16 protein-coding genes, 1 other RNA gene and 1 pseudogene are annotated in these 15,083 nt (G+C 55.9%); 8 read left to right on the top strand and 10 right to left on the bottom strand.

All coding sequences use genetic code 11. The annotated features are described in order from the left end of the window. Positions 1–7: 7 nt before the first annotated feature. On the top strand, positions 8–1,117 hold the full coding sequence (locus ACJ8J4_RS19465) for a caspase family protein (protein ID WP_442516099.1): 1,110 nt from the start codon (positions 8–10) through the stop codon (positions 1,115–1,117). A 117-nt stretch (positions 1,118–1,234) separates the two neighbouring features. Here ACJ8J4_RS19465 and ACJ8J4_RS19460 read toward each other — a convergent pair whose 3' ends face one another. The 5 genes and pseudogenes from ACJ8J4_RS19460 to smpB all read right to left on the bottom strand — a co-directional run bounded on the left by ACJ8J4_RS19460 (position 1,235) and on the right by smpB (position 4,537). After that, positions 1,235–1,750, bottom strand: a complete 516-nt coding sequence (locus ACJ8J4_RS19460; RefSeq protein WP_264383721.1) for a hypothetical protein — start codon at positions 1,748–1,750, stop codon at positions 1,235–1,237. After that, the gene (locus tag ACJ8J4_RS19455) at positions 1,750–2,070 is read right to left on the bottom strand and encodes a hypothetical protein (RefSeq protein ID WP_264383720.1); all 321 of its coding nucleotides are present in this window, start codon (positions 2,068–2,070) and stop codon (positions 1,750–1,752) included. Before ACJ8J4_RS19455 ends, ACJ8J4_RS19460 begins: the two co-directional genes overlap by 1 nt. Before the next feature lie 127 nt (positions 2,071–2,197). Next, positions 2,198–3,438 (bottom strand): annotated as a pseudogene (locus ACJ8J4_RS19450) (integrase). 203 nt (positions 3,439–3,641) lie between these two features. Further along, positions 3,642–4,005: a transfer-messenger RNA gene (ssrA, locus tag ACJ8J4_RS19445) on the bottom strand. Positions 4,006–4,054: 49 nt separating this feature from the next. Further along, positions 4,055–4,537 (bottom strand): SsrA-binding protein SmpB, encoded by a 483-nt coding sequence (gene smpB / locus ACJ8J4_RS19440; protein WP_016929804.1) that lies wholly within the window; start codon positions 4,535–4,537, stop codon positions 4,055–4,057. A gap of 161 nt (positions 4,538–4,698) precedes the next feature. On the opposite strand from smpB, the gene ACJ8J4_RS19435 reads away from it, so the two are divergent. After that, positions 4,699–5,133, top strand: coding sequence for a type II toxin-antitoxin system RatA family toxin (locus tag ACJ8J4_RS19435; protein ID WP_197811334.1), 435 nt, complete (start codon positions 4,699–4,701; stop codon positions 5,131–5,133). After that, positions 5,126–5,410 (top strand): RnfH family protein, encoded by a 285-nt coding sequence (locus tag ACJ8J4_RS19430; protein ID WP_039568596.1) that lies wholly within the window; start codon positions 5,126–5,128, stop codon positions 5,408–5,410. The genes ACJ8J4_RS19435 and ACJ8J4_RS19430 overlap by 8 nt, the downstream gene beginning before the upstream one ends. A 118-nt stretch (positions 5,411–5,528) precedes the next feature. Here the strand turns inward: ACJ8J4_RS19430 and bamE are convergent, their stop codons facing one another. The 3 genes from bamE to nadK form a co-directional block, all read right to left on the bottom strand. After that, positions 5,529–5,867: an outer membrane protein assembly factor BamE gene (bamE, locus tag ACJ8J4_RS19425; protein WP_004929101.1), complete on the bottom strand. Its 339-nt coding sequence runs from the start codon at positions 5,865–5,867 to the stop codon at positions 5,529–5,531. Between the two features lie 240 nt (positions 5,868–6,107). Beyond that, positions 6,108–7,769: a DNA repair protein RecN gene (gene recN, locus ACJ8J4_RS19420; protein ID WP_197836392.1), complete on the bottom strand. Its 1,662-nt coding sequence runs from the start codon at positions 7,767–7,769 to the stop codon at positions 6,108–6,110. An 86-nt stretch (positions 7,770–7,855) separates the two neighbouring features. Further along, positions 7,856–8,734, bottom strand: a complete 879-nt coding sequence (gene nadK, locus ACJ8J4_RS19415) for an NAD(+) kinase (protein WP_019452304.1) — start codon at positions 8,732–8,734, stop codon at positions 7,856–7,858. Between the two features lie 125 nt (positions 8,735–8,859). On the opposite strand from nadK, the gene grpE reads away from it, so the two are divergent. Next, positions 8,860–9,444: a nucleotide exchange factor GrpE gene (gene grpE / locus ACJ8J4_RS19410; RefSeq protein WP_025303955.1), complete on the top strand. Its 585-nt coding sequence runs from the start codon at positions 8,860–8,862 to the stop codon at positions 9,442–9,444. 56 nt (positions 9,445–9,500) lie between these two features. Here grpE and ung read toward each other — a convergent pair whose 3' ends face one another. Further along, positions 9,501–10,184 carry a uracil-DNA glycosylase gene (gene ung / locus ACJ8J4_RS19405; RefSeq protein ID WP_033635636.1) on the bottom strand — a complete coding sequence of 228 codons (684 nt, stop codon included), beginning with the start codon at positions 10,182–10,184 and terminating at the stop codon, positions 9,501–9,503. Between the two features lie 346 nt (positions 10,185–10,530). Here ung and grcA point away from each other — a divergent pair, with 346 nt between their 5' ends. The 3 genes from grcA to ACJ8J4_RS19390 all read left to right on the top strand — a co-directional run bounded on the left by grcA (position 10,531) and on the right by ACJ8J4_RS19390 (position 12,808). Continuing rightward, complete coding sequence (grcA, locus tag ACJ8J4_RS19400; protein WP_004929114.1) at positions 10,531–10,914, top strand: autonomous glycyl radical cofactor GrcA; 384 nt, start codon at positions 10,531–10,533, stop codon at positions 10,912–10,914. A 183-nt stretch (positions 10,915–11,097) separates the two neighbouring features. Beyond that, the gene (locus ACJ8J4_RS19395; RefSeq protein WP_025303953.1) at positions 11,098–12,060 is read left to right on the top strand and encodes a DUF2974 domain-containing protein; all 963 of its coding nucleotides are present in this window, start codon (positions 11,098–11,100) and stop codon (positions 12,058–12,060) included. Beyond that, entirely contained in the window at positions 12,053–12,808 is a 756-nt protein-coding gene (locus ACJ8J4_RS19390) for an ankyrin repeat domain-containing protein (RefSeq protein ID WP_049209574.1), read from the top strand. The genes ACJ8J4_RS19395 and ACJ8J4_RS19390 overlap by 8 nt, the downstream gene beginning before the upstream one ends. A gap of 53 nt (positions 12,809–12,861) precedes the next feature. Here the strand turns inward: ACJ8J4_RS19390 and srmB are convergent, their stop codons facing one another. Beyond that, the gene (gene srmB, locus ACJ8J4_RS19385; protein WP_025303951.1) at positions 12,862–14,184 is read right to left on the bottom strand and encodes an ATP-dependent RNA helicase SrmB; all 1,323 of its coding nucleotides are present in this window, start codon (positions 14,182–14,184) and stop codon (positions 12,862–12,864) included. Between the two features lie 99 nt (positions 14,185–14,283). Between srmB and trmN the strand changes: the two genes are divergently transcribed. Then, a complete protein-coding gene (gene trmN, locus ACJ8J4_RS19380; protein WP_049209572.1) occupies positions 14,284–15,063 on the top strand; it encodes a tRNA(1)(Val) (adenine(37)-N(6))-methyltransferase TrmN in 780 nt (259 codons plus the stop codon). Positions 15,064–15,083 lie beyond the last annotated feature (20 nt).

The following is a 15,083-nucleotide window of genomic DNA, read 5'->3' as shown; positions in this document are numbered from 1 at the left end:
GAATAAAATGAACGAACAGGTGGAAAACGTGCAGGTTGAGGAAAATAATTTTACTCAAGGACACGCGCTTATTATTTCTATAGCTAACTATCCTGAAGTTAATCCATTGCCCTCCTCTGTGCTCAATGATGGCAGAGATATTTTTTCGACACTAACCTCTCCGTCGAAGTGTGGTTTTAGCATCCAAAACGTTGCCATATTGCTGGACAGTGATGCAACGCTATTTGCGATACGGAAGGAACTGAAGGCGCTAGCTGCTCGTGCTAAGTCCGGCGATACCGTAGTGATTTTCTTTTCTGGGCATGGTGCTCGCTCAGATGAAGGGACAGATGCATGGAGTTCACTAATTCCTTTTGACTGTTCCATGGATAATTTTGTTGAGAGTGTATTGTCTGAGCAGGAATTTTCTTTAGCACTAAAAAGCATCCAAGCTAGTAGGGTTGTTGTTTTTATAGATGCTTGCCACTCAGGTGCATCAGTAAGTTTCAAAAGTTCAGGGGGGAAACCTGCTATTCTTGGATATACTGAAAAATCTTTGGATAGATTGACTGAGGGGACTGGTCGTGTATTAATTGCCTCATCACGTGCCTCTGAATATTCACTCGTATTCAACGGTGCTCGTAATAGCCTGTTTACTGAGCACTTGCTGAATGCTTTTCGTGGTGGAATAAGTAGTAATGGTGATGGATTTATCAGGGTATTTGAGTTGTTTAATTATGTATCGGAGCAAGTTCGTTTAGCGGCACAGGGGAGACAACATCCAATATTTAAGGCTAGCGATCTTGAGGATAATTTTCCATTAGCATTAGATCGTGGTGGAGTTAAGAATCTATCTGAAGCAATGATTCCTAGCGTAAAACAAGATGGCGGGGATGAATTAGTCACGATTTTTTGCGAGCTTTACCCCGCAGGGCCACAAGATGAAGATATATGGGTTCGTTCCGGTGGTGATATTTCTCGGCTTCGACTATCAGGGACTGGTCGCTCAAATTGGTTTGCCGCATTACGTGTCTTACGACAAGGAGGAGGAGGTAAAAATATAACTATAGCCTCGTTAATTGAAGAGGCTTTAAATGATTTCCCAAATCATCAAAAATTGAAAACACATAAAATGTAGTATGTTTTTTACACGTAACATACAATGCATAAAACCTTTAGGTAAGCTGGGGTTGATATTTAAATTGAATGTTAAAGCAGGCCAGAAAGACTTCTTTCATTCGGGCCTGCATTAATTTTAACGTTGAGATGTTTCCCACTCACGATAAACGGCAATGATAGATGGATATTTAGAAGTATCGACCGGGCTAAAGAAATGCTGTAAGTCCTTGTCCTCAAAAAGAGTTCTAATCGGTACATGATAGGTCTTCTTGAAAGTATCTTTGTTTAATTTATTTTCTCGATAGCTCATGCAAGCCTGATCATGGGCGTTCAGCCAAACTTCTTGTGCAGAAGTGAAGTTTTTATAGACAATAGGGTAGTTAGGGGCGGAATCATGGACATTAGATAAAGCTAATACTGCCTCTCTTACCTCTTTGGTTGCTGTTGCTATAGTATTCGCAATTTCACTTTCAAGAGCAGCTTCCTGCAAATTTAAGGCTGTTTTTTGCATGTCTATTGCTTTTTGAGCGTTAGTATTTGCTGTTTCTGCATTTTTATTGGCATTACGATACTGAAACGCTGAGTATGCCGATACGAGCAGTGCTAAGACAGACATACCTATGGTTATGAAATTGAAGTGCTCATTAGTCATTAATTCTTCGGACCCCGCGAAACCATACTCATTAGAGCAAGCAACTCGTCGTTGCTTATTGATGAAGATTTTGATAATTCTTCGGCACCCTTATAGTGCTCTAAAGCAAGGATGCCTTCATCAAAACCAAGTTCTTTCAGAGAACCTTTAAGTTCTCTGAGCATGCGAGCGATCTGCTTCTCACTGAGAGGAATGCCATCAGATGTTAATCGTCTAATCTCTAACCTGATGTTCTCAAGTTCTCGCTCGCGTTCTTGAGGGGTTTTATGCCTAGCTATTCGTTTTGCATATTCATCGGCTAATTCTTTGTAAGTTGGCACTAGGTAGCTCCTTGCTGATGGCAATAGGATTAAGACGAAAGCCCGATTATTTTAAGCTAAGAAATCAAAAGAACAAGAGATTTGGTATGAGCTTTGATGCTAGCCTAACTGGTGTTACTAATTCCAGCTATGCTATCAGTCGTATCACCTTTATCCCGCCATCAATCATACTTCCACGATCCGCAGCCATTACGAAATCAGCCCACCATTGCATCATCGGACGACGTTGCTCAAGGTAATCGCTGCGGTTGTAAGCGCGACGTACCTCATTTTTGTCTACATGAGCCAGTGCAGCTTCAATGACATCAGGCGGAAATCCTTCCTCATTGAGTGCCGTACTAGCGATAGAACGTAAACCGTGTGATACGAGTACGCCTCCTAAGCCAGCACGCTTAAGTGCGGCATTAACTGTTTGGCTGTTCATTGGCTGGGTTGGTTTGATGCGACTGGGAAAGATAAACTCTCGGCCACCACTGAGAGGCCTCATCATTTCCAGAATAGCGAGCGCTCCATCAGATAAGGGAACCGTATGGTCCCGGTTCATCTTCATTCGAGCAGCAGGAATTTTCCATTCGCTAGCATCAAAATCGATCTCATCCCATCGAGCTTCAGCAGCTTCGGCAGGGCGGGTAATGGTGAGAAGCTGCCACATGAACAGGCATCGTGTGGACAGGCTGATACTTGCCGTGCGCATAGTCTGCATTAGTTGTGGTAGTTGATCCGGGCGGATACTAGGCATGTTTTTCTTCTGCGGTTTCTCGAACGCTTTCCCGATGTTTACGCTGGGAACTGCATCAATCAAGCCTGTGTTCTGCGCATAAATCATGACTTCGTTAATACGCTGACAAAGGCGGCGAACAGTCTCTAATGCACCTCTTGCCTGAACCGGCTGAACTGCTTTAACCAGAGTATGCGCCTTAATCTCAGTGACACTGATATCACCGATTGCCGGGAAAATATCTCTCTCAAGCGAGCGCCAGATATCGTCGGCATAGTCCTCTGTTACGCTGGCTTTCTTCACATTCCACCAACGTTCGGCGACTAACAAGAAAGTGTTGGTTTTGGCCTCTTGTGAATTTCTGACCTGTTCTTTCTGATGCTCCTGCGGATCAATGTCTTTCGCCAATAAAACTTTAGATTCGGCTCTGAGTTTACGTGCATCAGAAAGCGAGACGGCAGGGTAGGCACCGAAGCTCTGTTTGGTTCTCTGCTTGGTTAGAGGCCGATAGTAACGGAATTGCCAGAGCTTACTACCGCTGGACTTGATTAGCAGAGTAAGCCCATCACCATCATACAGCTGGTAATCGGTATCTTTAGGTTTGGCGGCTTGATTTCCGTATCGGTTAACGGCTTGGTTTTTCTTGCCATGGGGAGTCTCCATGCGTTTAGGCCCAACGAAAACAATAGAGCTTTTCGTTGGGCCTATCAATGGGCCTAAAAGGTTCGGATTTAATTAGTTCTCTTCGGACTTCGCGGGACAAATTGAGGGCACAAAAAAGCCCGCAGGGCTTGCGCCGTGCGGGCTCTTAGGACTTCATCGGATGACTCTGGTAATCACCGATGGAGAATTTTGGTGGAGCTGGGGGGATTTGAACCCCCGTCCGAAATTACTACACCGTCGGCACTACATGCTTAGTCCAATCTTTACATTCGCCGGCCAGCTGCGGATGGACACGCTACTGACAGACTAGCCTGATTGAGTTTAACGCTTCAGCCCCAGGCAGGACATCCACGCGATCTCTTTTGGGTTTGACCTCTCTTGATCCCCGTCCTAAGAGCGGAGGCTAGGGAGAGAGGGCTCTAAGCAGGGTATTAAGCTGCTAAAGCGTAGTTTTCGTCGTTTGCGACTATTTTTTTGCGGCTTTTTACGAGGCCAACCGCCCCTCGGCATGCTCCTAGGGCTTCGCAAATCCCGTCGAATCCAGAATCAGCCCCAAGTAACTTTGTGCAGTATACCAGAAGTTTACCTCGATAAGCCAGCGGCTTAACGATTGGCGTGCTTCATGATACGGGCTTTCGCCGTCTGCCATTCGCGATCTTTGATGTCATCGCGTTTGTCGTGCTCTTTCTTGCCTTTGGCTACGCCGATCTTGATCTTGCTCCAGGCATTTTTCCAATACAGGGACAAGGCCACCACGGTGTAACCGTCGCGGTTGACGCGGCCGAGCAGGGTATCCAGCTCGCGTCGGTTCAGCAGCAGTTTACGGGTACGCGTCGGATCGCACACCACATGCGACGAAGCCACGTTGAGCGGGGTGATGGTGGCGCCAAACAGATAGGCTTCACCGTCACGGAACGTCACGTAGCTGTCGCTGAGGTTGGCTTTGCCTGCACGCAGCGATTTAACTTCCCACCCTTGCAGCGACAGGCCCGCCTCGAACTCTTCTTCAATGAAGTATTCGAAACGCGCGCGCTTGTTTTGAGCAATGGTGGCGGAACCGGGTTTGTGTGCTTTTTTCTTTGTCATAGTGCGTTCATTATACTGGATGCTTCAGCGAAAGAAATCCTTTCCCGTTCAGCACCTGCGCAATTTTTCGCATTTTTGGCGCCCTCATCCCTTAGCAGATTTTTTGTTTGCCGCCAGATAAATGGTATTATCTGTACGTTTTATGTCTTACAGGAAATGATATGCCCCAGATCAGTCGGTCTGCATTAGTGCCGTTCAGCGCCGAGCAGATGTATCAGTTGGTTAACGATGTTCATTCTTACCCCGATTTTCTGCCAGGCTGCACCGGTAGCCGGGTGCTTAACGCTACCTCCAACGAAATGACCGCCGCGGTGGACGTCGCCAAGGCCGGTATAAGCAAGACTTTCACCACGCGCAATACGCTGCTGGATAACCAGAGCATCAATATGCAGCTGGTCGATGGCCCGTTCCGCAAGCTGATGGGCGGCTGGCACTTCACGCCGCTGAGCGAAGAGGCCTGCAAGGTGGAGCTGCACCTGGACTTCGAGTTCACCAACAAACTGATTGAGCTGGCGTTCGGCAAGGTGTTCAAAGAGCTGGCGGGCAACATGGTGCAGGCATTCACCCAGCGGGCGAAAGAGGTCTACAGTGTCTGACATCCAGGTCGAGGTGGTGTACGCCTTGCCGGAGCGTCAGTACCTGCGCAAGGTGAAGCTGGCCGAGGGCAGCAGCGTCGAGCAGGCGATCCAGGCTTCCGGCCTGCTGGAGCTGCGCCAGGATATCGATCTCAAGAGCAACAAAATCGGCATCTACAGCCGCCCGGCCAAGCTGGGCGATACGCTGAACGACGGCGACCGGGTGGAGATCTACCGGCCGTTGCTCGCCGATCCGAAAGAGCTGCGCCGGCAACGGGCAGAAAAGGCAAAAAAATAAGGCGCTATGAGCGCCTTATTTTTTTATCTGAAACTGATTTTCTCTTCCGCGTTGCAGCCTGCGACTGTCATGAGGAACACCATGCCCCCTCATGGGCCGGAAGAGCGGGCGGCACCGATTACTTGGTCAGCGCCGGTTTGTTCTGGATATCGGTCAACACGCCTGCGCTGTCGAAGGTCAGCGTCAGCGTCTGCTGGGTGATATCTTCATGGCCAGGCTGCTGGCGGAACACATAGAACCACGTCTGAGTTCCGAACGGGTCTTGCAGCATTGGGGTACCCAATGTGTAAGCGACCTGTTGTTGGGTCATCCCTTTCTGAATTTTCGCCACGTCGGTCGACGTCAGGTAGTTCCCCTGGTTGATGTCAGGACGATAAACCACCTTTTCAAAAGTAGAACAGCCTGCAGTCAGCATCACAAGAACTACAGCGGCGGCAGTCAGCGTTTTACAGCGCATAGTAATCACATTCCTTTAGGGCATAGGATGCCGATGATAATAGACCTTGCGGCAGTTGGAAACCTTTATACCCTTCATCTTTCACGTTGCGACGCGTTGGCTTTCTTTCAGCACCTCAAGCGCTTGGCCTGTTTCAGGCCGTTTAGGGGGCTTAAGATCACCGCCGCGCCGCACTTTAGATATCTTTCGGGTCAACAGCGTCACTGTCAGACCGCAGGAAAGTGAAAAAGTTGAGCTTTTTTATGCCGCCAGCAGTTCTTTGGCGTTCGCCAACGTATTGCGGGTGACTTCGCTGCCGCCGAGCAGGCGTGCCAGCTCCTGCAGCCGGGCGCGTTTATCCAGCGGCGCCATCTGGGTTTCGGTGACCGTGCCGTCGGTCTGTTTGCTGACGAACAGGTGCTGATGCCCGCATCCGGCCACCTGCGGCAGGTGAGTGACGCACATCACCTGGGTGGATTCGCCGAGCTGGCGCAGCAGACGGCCGACGATGGCGGCGGTCGGGCCGCTGATGCCCACGTCCACCTCATCGAAGATCAGCGCCGGGGTTTCCATCTTGCGGGCGGTGATCACCTGAATGGCCAGCGCGATGCGCGACAGCTCACCGCCGGAGGCGACCTTCGCCAGCGGCTGCAGCGGCTGCCCCGGGTTGGTGGAGACGCAGAACTCGGTGCGGCTGGCCCCTTCGGCGCTCAGATGCTGCGGTTCGAAACGCACGTCGATGTGGAACTTGCCGTGCGGCATGGAGAGCGCCTGCATGCTGTCGGTAATGAGCGTGGTCAGCTCGGCCGCGTAGTGCAGGCGTTTCTGATGCAGCTGCTCCGCCAGCGCCAGCGCCTGCTGGTGATGCAGGGTGACCGCCTCGTTCAGATGTTCATGGTCGCTTTCCTGCTGTGAAAGCAGCTGCTGTTCATCCAGCAACTGCTGATGCAGCTGCGGCAGCTCTTCCGGCGTGACCTGATGTTTGCGCGCCAGGCTGATTTGGCGCGACAGGCGCTGTTCCAGCTCGTGCAGGCGGTTGGGATCGAGATCCATGCGATCGGCGTAGTGGCGCAGCTCGTCGCTGGCTTCGCTGATCTGGATAGAAGCCTCTTCCAGCATGTCCAGCAGGCCGCCGAGCTTGTCGTCCAGCCCGGCCAGTTCAAGCAGCAGGTGCTTGGCGCTGTAGAGCTGGCTGAGCATGTTGTTCTCGTCGCTGTCGGCCAGCAGCTGCAGCGTCTGCTGGCTGAGGGTCAGCAGCTGGCCGCTGTTGGCCAGGCGCTTGTACTCGGCGTCAGTCTGCTCGAACTCGCCGGCCTGCGGCGCGAATTCGTTCAGCTCTTTCAACTGGTATTGCAGCAACTGCTTGCGCGCTTCGCGCTCGATGGACTGCTGCTGATGATGCGCCAGCTCGCGGCAGCTCTGGTGCCATCGTTGGTAGGCCTGGCTCATCGCCGCCAGCAGGGCGGGTTCGTCGGCGTAGGCGTCGAGCAGCGCTTTCTGGTGCTCCGGTTTGAGCAGCAGCTGATGGGCGTGTTGACCGTGGATTTGAATCAGGCGCTGCCCCAGCTCGCGCAGCTGCGACAGCGGCACGGCGGTGCCGTTGATAAAGCCGCGCGAACGGCCGTCGGCGTTGATCACCCGCCGCAGCAGGCATTCGTTGCTGTCGTCCAGCTGGTTCTGCTCCAGCCATTCGCGCGCGGACGGGGTGTCCGCCAGCGAGAAGCGGGCACAGAGGTCGGCGCGGGCGGCTCCCTGGCGCACCACGTTGCCGTCGGCGCGGTTGCCGAGGCACAGCCCCAGCGCATCGATGGCGATGGATTTGCCGGCGCCGGTTTCACCGGTGATCGCCGTCATACCCGGTTGAAAATCGATTTCCAACTCACGAACGATAGCAAAGTTGCTGATGGTTAATTGCGCCAGCATGGGAACCTTCCTGTGTATAAACACATAACTGTAGTTTCATACAGTATAAACTGGTTTTATATACAGTAAAGTGGCCGGCGCAGATTTTAGAACAATTTTTTCGACCAGCCCAGCTTGGTGCTTAACGTATTGAAATAGCTGTAGTCCTTCGGGTGAATCAAATTCAGGTGGAAATCGCTGCGGCGGATCAGCACTTCTTCGCCTTCCTGGATCGGCAGCGCGATCTGGCTGTCGCAGCTGATCTCCAGATCGCTGCCGATCTGCGAAAACTTCAGGCGGATGGTGCTGTCGCCGTTGATCACCAGCGGCCGGGCGGAAAGGGTGTGCGGGAACATCGGCACCAGCGCGATCGCCTCCAGCGACGGGGTGAGGATCGGCCCACCGGCGGAGAGCGAGTAGGCGGTGGAGCCGGTCGGCGTGGCGATGATCAGGCCGTCGGAGCGCTGTGAGAAGGCGAAGCGATCGTCGATGTACACTTCGAATTCGATCATGTGCGCCACTTTGCCGGGGTGCAGCACCACTTCGTTGATGGCGGTGCTGATGCGGCACTGCTGGTGCTCTTTATGCACGATGGTTTCCAGCAGGAAACGCTGTTCGTCGATGTACTCGCCTTCCAGCACGTCCGCCAGCTGCTGTAGGGCGTTGTCGGGATCGAGATCGGTGAGGAAGCCGAGGTTGCCGCGGTTGACCCCGATCACCTTGATGTCGTAGCGCGCCAGCACGCGCGCGGCGCCGAGCATGTTGCCGTCGCCGCCGACCACCACCGCCAGATCGGCGCGCTGGCCGATATCCGCCAGGCTGCCGGTCACGGCGTCTTTCAGCCCCAAATCATGGGCGATCTGGCGTTCGACCATCACTGAATAGCCGCGGGCGACCAGCCAGTGGAACAGCATCTCGTGGGTTGCCAGCGCTGAAGGGTGACGCGGGTGGCCAACAATGCCAATACAGGCGAATTTTTTATTCATTTGTTGTGATTTTCCTCACCGGGACCCGTTTATGCCCCACATTGTGACCGGTTGACTTGAAACCCCGGTTTTGATCCCCATAATAAGCCAAGTTGCGAGATTAATGCTAAAACGCGGAGATATTCATGAGTAGTAAAGAACAGAAGACGCCAAACGAGCAAGTCTCGGAAGAAATGGAACAACACGCTCATCACGATGATACGCTGCCGGAAGCGGCGGAAGGCGTCGATCTGCGCGATGCGCGTATCGCCGAACTGGAAGCCCAACTGGCGGAAGCGCAGCAGCACGAGCGCGACAGCCTGCTGCGCGCCAAAGCTGAAGCGGAAAACATCCGCCGCCGCGCCGAACTGGACGTCGAGAAAGCGCACAAGTTCGCCCTGGAGAAATTCTCCGGCGATCTGCTGCCGGTGATCGACAACCTGGAGCGCGCGCTGGATCTGGCGGATAAAAACAATCCTGAACTGGCCGCGATGATCGAAGGCATCGAGCTGACGCTGAAATCGCTGCTGGACGTGGTGCGCAAGTATGGCATCGAAATCGTCGGCGACGTCAACGTGCCGTTCAACCCGGAAGTGCATCAGGCGATGAGCATGATGGAATCCGCCGATCACCAGCCGAACCACGTGATGATGGTGATGCAGAAAGGTTATACGCTGAACGGCCGCCTGCTGCGTCCGGCGATGGTCGCGGTCTCCAAAGCCAAGGCGTAATCGCCCCGGCAACGGCATAAAGAAAGGCACCCGAGGGTGCCTTTTTTGTCACTGGACTATGCCTGCGGCAGGCGCGGCATCCAGTCGATCGGCGTGAGCCCTTGCTGCTCCAGCAGCTGATTGGCCTGCGAGAAGTGGCGGCAGCCGAGGAAACCGCGGTGCGCGGAGAGCGGTGACGGGTGCGGCGCCTTCAGCACATGGTGGCGGTTGCGGTCGATAAAGTTGCCTTTCTTCTGCGCGTGCGAGCCCCACAGCAGGAACACCACGCCTTCGCGGTTCTCATTCAGGGCGGCGATCACCTTATCGGTAAAGGTTTCCCAGCCCAGGTTGGCGTGCGAGTGCGCGCGGCCGCCTTCCACCGTCAGCACGGTGTTGAGCAGCAGCACCCCCTGTTCAGCCCAGCTTTGCAGGTAGCCGTGATCCGGGCGTTCGAAGCCGGGAATGTCGGTCGCCAGCTCTTTATACATGTTCACCAGCGACGGCGGCGCCGGCACGCCGGGGCGCACCGAGAAAGAGAGGCCGTGCGCCTGATTGGGCCCGTGATACGGATCCTGGCCGAGGATGACGACCTTGACGTCCGCCAGCTCGGTATAGCGGAAAGCGTTGAACACGTCCTTCTGCGGTGGATAAATGGTCTTACCGGCCTGGCGCTCAGCGGCAACAAAGGCGAGCGTTTCAACAAAATAGGGCTGCTCTTTCTCTTTGCCGATCACGTCATGCCAGGTGAGGGAGGTGGCCATAAACGCTCTCCTTTGTTTTCTTTAGCAATTCATGGGCTATAGCTTACCGTTTCGGCACGCGCAGCGAAACCCGCTTTTCATTTCTCACTGTCACGCGTAATGCAATTATTTTTGAAAATTTACAAAAATAATTGGTTTTTTCCGCAGTGGGAAAATTGATATAAAACATAAATTTGCCCCTTCATGCCCTGTGCCTACCCGGTAAAAATTGACTTTAATCAAGGAACTGGCCCGGTCAGGCTGGTATACAGAACAACAAGACAACAATGGTTTTACCAAATGGCCGAAACCAGAATTGGGTTTTCTCACGACGTGAATTTTTACGCCCTTGTACGGAGGCAACATAATGATTACCGGTATTCAAATTACCAAAGCGAACGACCAGGCGCTGGTGAATTCTTTCTGGCTGCTGGACGATGAAAAAGCGGAAGCCCGCTGCGTGTGCGCCAAGGCCAACTACGCGGAAGATCAGGTTGTCGCAGTGAGCGACCTGGGCCAGATCGAATACCGTGAAGTGCCGCTGGAAATGCAGCCGACCGTGCGCGTGGAAGGCGGTCAGCACCTGAACGTCAACGTGCTGCGTCGCGAAACCCTGGAAGACGCGGTCAAGCACCCGGAAAAATACCCGCAGCTGACCATCCGCGTGTCCGGTTATGCGGTACGCTTCAACTCTCTGACGCCGGAACAGCAGCGCGACGTTATCGCCCGCACCTTTACCGAAAGCCTGTAATTTGCGGCGCAGTCAATCAGGGAGCTTCGGCTCCCTTTTCTGCGTTTGGTGGCCGAAAACCGAACGCGGATCACATTCTGTACAAAGATAAGCATTTCTAATACAGAACTCATCCGACCTGCCGATAGCTAAATCAGCACCTATTCAGGTGCTCAATAAAAAGTCTATCGACAAGGAGTCGGCATGAGTATGCCTTTAAGTTTTACCTCTGCAGTATCCCCGGTGGCCGCGATCCCTACACCTCGCGCCGCTGCCGAGACGGCGACGGCGGCGCAGCCTGCGGCAGCGCCGGCAAATCCAGCGCCGGTGGCCACCCCTTCTCAGAACACGCTCAATGCGCAGAACCTGTTGAATACGCTGGTCGGCGATATCTCCGCGGCGGCCCCGACGGCGGCGGCAGCGCCGGGCGTGACACGGGGGCAACAATCGCAGGAAGGTGATTATGCGTTGGCGCTGTTGGCCAAGGACGTTTATTCACTGAACGGCCAGGGCGCTGCCGGGTTCAACCGCCTGAGCGACAGCGCGCTGCTCGGTTTTGGCATCGATCCCGCCAGCCTGCACGACGCGGGCAGCGGTTTCCAGGCCGGGGTTTACAGCAACGACAAGCAGTATGTGTTGGCGTTCGCCGGCACCAACGACTGGCGCGACTGGCTGAGCAACGTGCGGCAGGCGACGGGCTATGACGATGTGCAGTACAATCAGGCGGTTGCCGCTGCCAAAAGCGCCAAGGCGGCCTTTGGCGATGCGCTGGTGATCGCCGGTCATTCGCTTGGCGGTGGCCTGGCGGCCACGGCTGCGCTGGCGACCGGTACCGTCGCGGTCACCTTCAACGCGGCTGGGGTTTCGGATTACACCCTGAATCGCCTGGGTATCGATCCGGCGGCGGCGAAGAAAGATGCCGAAGCCGGCGGCATTCGCCGCTACAGCGAGCAATATGACATGCTGACCAGCACCCAGGAGTCGACTTCGCTGATCCCGGACGCCATCGGCCATAACATCACCTTGGCCAACAACGATACCCTGACTGGCATCGATGACTGGCGGCCGAGCAAGCATCTGGATCGCAGCCTGACGGCGCACGGCATCGACAAGGTGATAAGCTCGATGGCGGAACAAAAGCCGTGGGAGGCGAAGGCCAATGCCTGAAGGGCGTCGCTTGCGGCGGGCGCTGGCGATAGCCTTACTGGCGCTGGTCGCGGTGACCGGTTTACTGATGATGGCTAAGGAGCAACAGATGGGGCAGGAGATTTCGCCGTTTGACGGTCGCAGCAATCTGGCGCTGGCTCAGGCGGTGGCGCGTGGCGATACGCAGGGTATCCGTGCGCAGGCCACGCAGGATCGCTTGCGCGAACGGGGCGATCGGCAGGTCACGCTGTTGCAGTGGGCGGTGCTTTCGCAGCAGCCGGGTAGCGTGCAGGCGTTGCTGGCGCTCGGGGCAGACCCGGCGGCAGCGGGGCTGGACGGCAACAGCGCGTTGCACACCGCGGCGATGTTGCAAGATGCGCAGTACCTGCGGCTGTTACTGGCCGAAGGGGCACAGGTGAACGTGCGTAATGCCGTTACCGGCGCCACGCCGCTTGCGGCGGCGGTGCTGGCCGGGCGCGAAGAGCAACTGCGGCTGTTGCTGGCGGCCGGAGCGGACACCACCTTGAGCGATCGGCTGGGGGATACTCCGCTGCATCTGGCGGCGAAGATTAACGCGCCGCACCTGGCGCTGCTGCTGTTGCAGGCCGGGGCCGATGCCCGGGCACGCAACCAGCAGGGCGTCGTGTTCCAGTTTTACTTCTCGCAAACGCCGGCGCATTTGCAGAATGACGAGCTGAAGGCGCAGTTCCGCGAACTGGATAAATGGCTGCAGGGGCACCGTCTGGCCACGCACTACGCGCAGCAGTAAACGCCCATAAAAAAAACCGCCTGTACAGGCGGTTTTTTCTTAGGCAGCGGTGGTTATTCCGCGTCGCCGGCCGGTTTGGCCTTCGCCTGACGGCGTTTGCCGACGTTTTTGGCGTCGCGATGGCGCACTTTCACCTTGGCCTTCTCTTTGTTCTTCGCTTTATCTTCCGCGCGCTTGGCCAGCACTTTCTTCGACGGTTTACCGTTGCTCTTCTCGTTCGGCACCTTGGTTTTCGGCCGCAGTTCGTCGATCACGCGCGCTTTCAGCGGCTCGTTCAGGTAACGGCCCACTTTGCCCAGCAGCAGATGGTCGTGCGCTTCCACCAGCGAAATGGCGGTGCCTTTGCGCCCGGCGCGGCCGGTACGCCCGATGCGGTGCAGGTAGGTATCCGCCGTGCGCGGCATGTCGAAGTTGAACACGTGGGTGATATCGAGGATATCCAGGCCACGTGCGGCAACGTCGGTGGCGACCAGCACGTTAACCCGGCCATCCATCATGCGTTTGACTGCTTCGTTGCGTTTGGCCTGCACCATTTCGCCTTCGAGATAGCAGGTGTTGATGCCCGCTTCGCGCAGCCAGGTGGCCAGCTCATGCACGCGCTCGCGCTTGCGCACGAAGATCACCGATTTCTGCACGTCTGGCTGCTGCAGCAGGTGGATTAGCAGCGCGGTTTTGTGCTGCACGTCATCGGCGCGGTAGTACCACTGCAGGATCTTTTTGCGTTCGCGGCGCGACGGATCGGCCTCCACTTCCACCGGCTCTTTCAGGATGCGCTCGGCGAATTCGCGGATCGCTTCGCCTTCCAGCGTGGCGGAGAACAGCAGCGTTTGGTTGCGCCAGCGGGTTTCGGCGGAGATGGTTTCGATGTCCTGCGCGAAGCCCATGTCGAGCATGCGGTCGGCTTCGTCGAGGATCAGGGTTTCCACCGCGCGGCAGTCGAAGTTCTCTTCTTTAATGTATTGCAGCAAGCGGCCGGTGGTGGCGACCACCACGTCCTGGTTTTCGCTGAACACTTCCGCGTGGTTCATGTAAGCGACGCCGCCGGTGATGGTGGCGATATCCAGCGAGGTATGAGCAGCCAATTCACGCGCCTGGTCGGCGACCTGCATCGCCAGTTCACGCGTTGGCGTCAGGATCAGCACGCGCGGCGGGCCGGATTTTTTGCGTGGAAAGTCCAGCAGGTGCTGCAAAACGGGCAGCAGGAAGGCGGCGGTTTTGCCGGTGCCGGTCGGAGCCGAACCTAAGACGTCGCGCCCGTCCATCGCCGGCGGGATCGCTGCGGCCTGAATGGCGGTGGGGCGATCGTAGCCTTTGTCGCGCAGCGCGTCGATCAGGCGGTCATCGAGTTCGAGTTCGGAAAAAGTGGTTGCTGTCATGGTCTACCTCTACTTGGGGCGCCGATTATAGACGGGTTGGCCGCGATCTTCACCTATTTAAGCGGAAAGCCGCTCTTTTCCCGCCGATCAGATTGCCTTATGCTACGCCAGTTTTATAGCCAGGTGGTGAGTGTGAGCAAGCGATCGAAAGCCGATTTTACCCCGCGCCGCGGGGGTTTTACCTTTAAACAATTCTTTGTCGCCCACGATCGTTGCGCCATGAAAGTGGGCACCGACGGGGTGCTGCTCGGCGCCTGGGCGCCGCTGGGGCAGGCGCGCCGGGTGCTGGACATCGGCAGCGGCAGCGGGCTGATCGCGTTGATGCTGGCGCAGCGCAGCGGCGACGAAGTGACCATCGACGCGGTGGAACTGGATGAAGCCGCCGCCGGCCAGGCGCGCGAAAACGCGGCGGAATCGCCGTGGCCGCAGCGCATCCGCGTGCATGCGCAGGATATTCACCATTATGCGCAGCAGCATGCCGCTGAGTATGATCTGATCGTCAGCAATCCGCCTTATTTCGAGCCGGCGGTGGCCTGCCGCGACCAGGCGCGCCACAACGCGCGCTACACCGAAACCCTGACGCACGAGGCGCTGTTGGCCTGCGCCGCGCAGCTGCTGGCGGCGCAAGGCACGTTCTGCGTGGTGCTGCCGCACGACATCGGCGCCGAATTCGAACGCCTGGCGCAGCAAAGCGGCTGGCACACGGCGGCGAAAGTGAACGTCAGCGATCGGGCCGATACGCCGCTGCACCGGGTGCTGCTGGCACTGACGCGTAAGGAAACGCCGCTGCGTGAGCAGGCGCTGGCGATCAAACAGGCTGACGGCAGCTATACCGATGATTTCCGCCGGTTGATCGCTGATTTCTATCTGTTCTACTGAAAAGAAAAGGGCGCCGATAA

This window comes from Serratia sp. CY47280 (genome assembly GCF_052168655.1).
GTDB classification, from domain to species: domain Bacteria; phylum Pseudomonadota; class Gammaproteobacteria; order Enterobacterales; family Enterobacteriaceae; genus Serratia; species Serratia bockelmannii.
The sequence above is the reverse complement of the archived record's forward strand: the minus strand, read 5'-3'. Positions and strand labels throughout refer to the sequence as shown.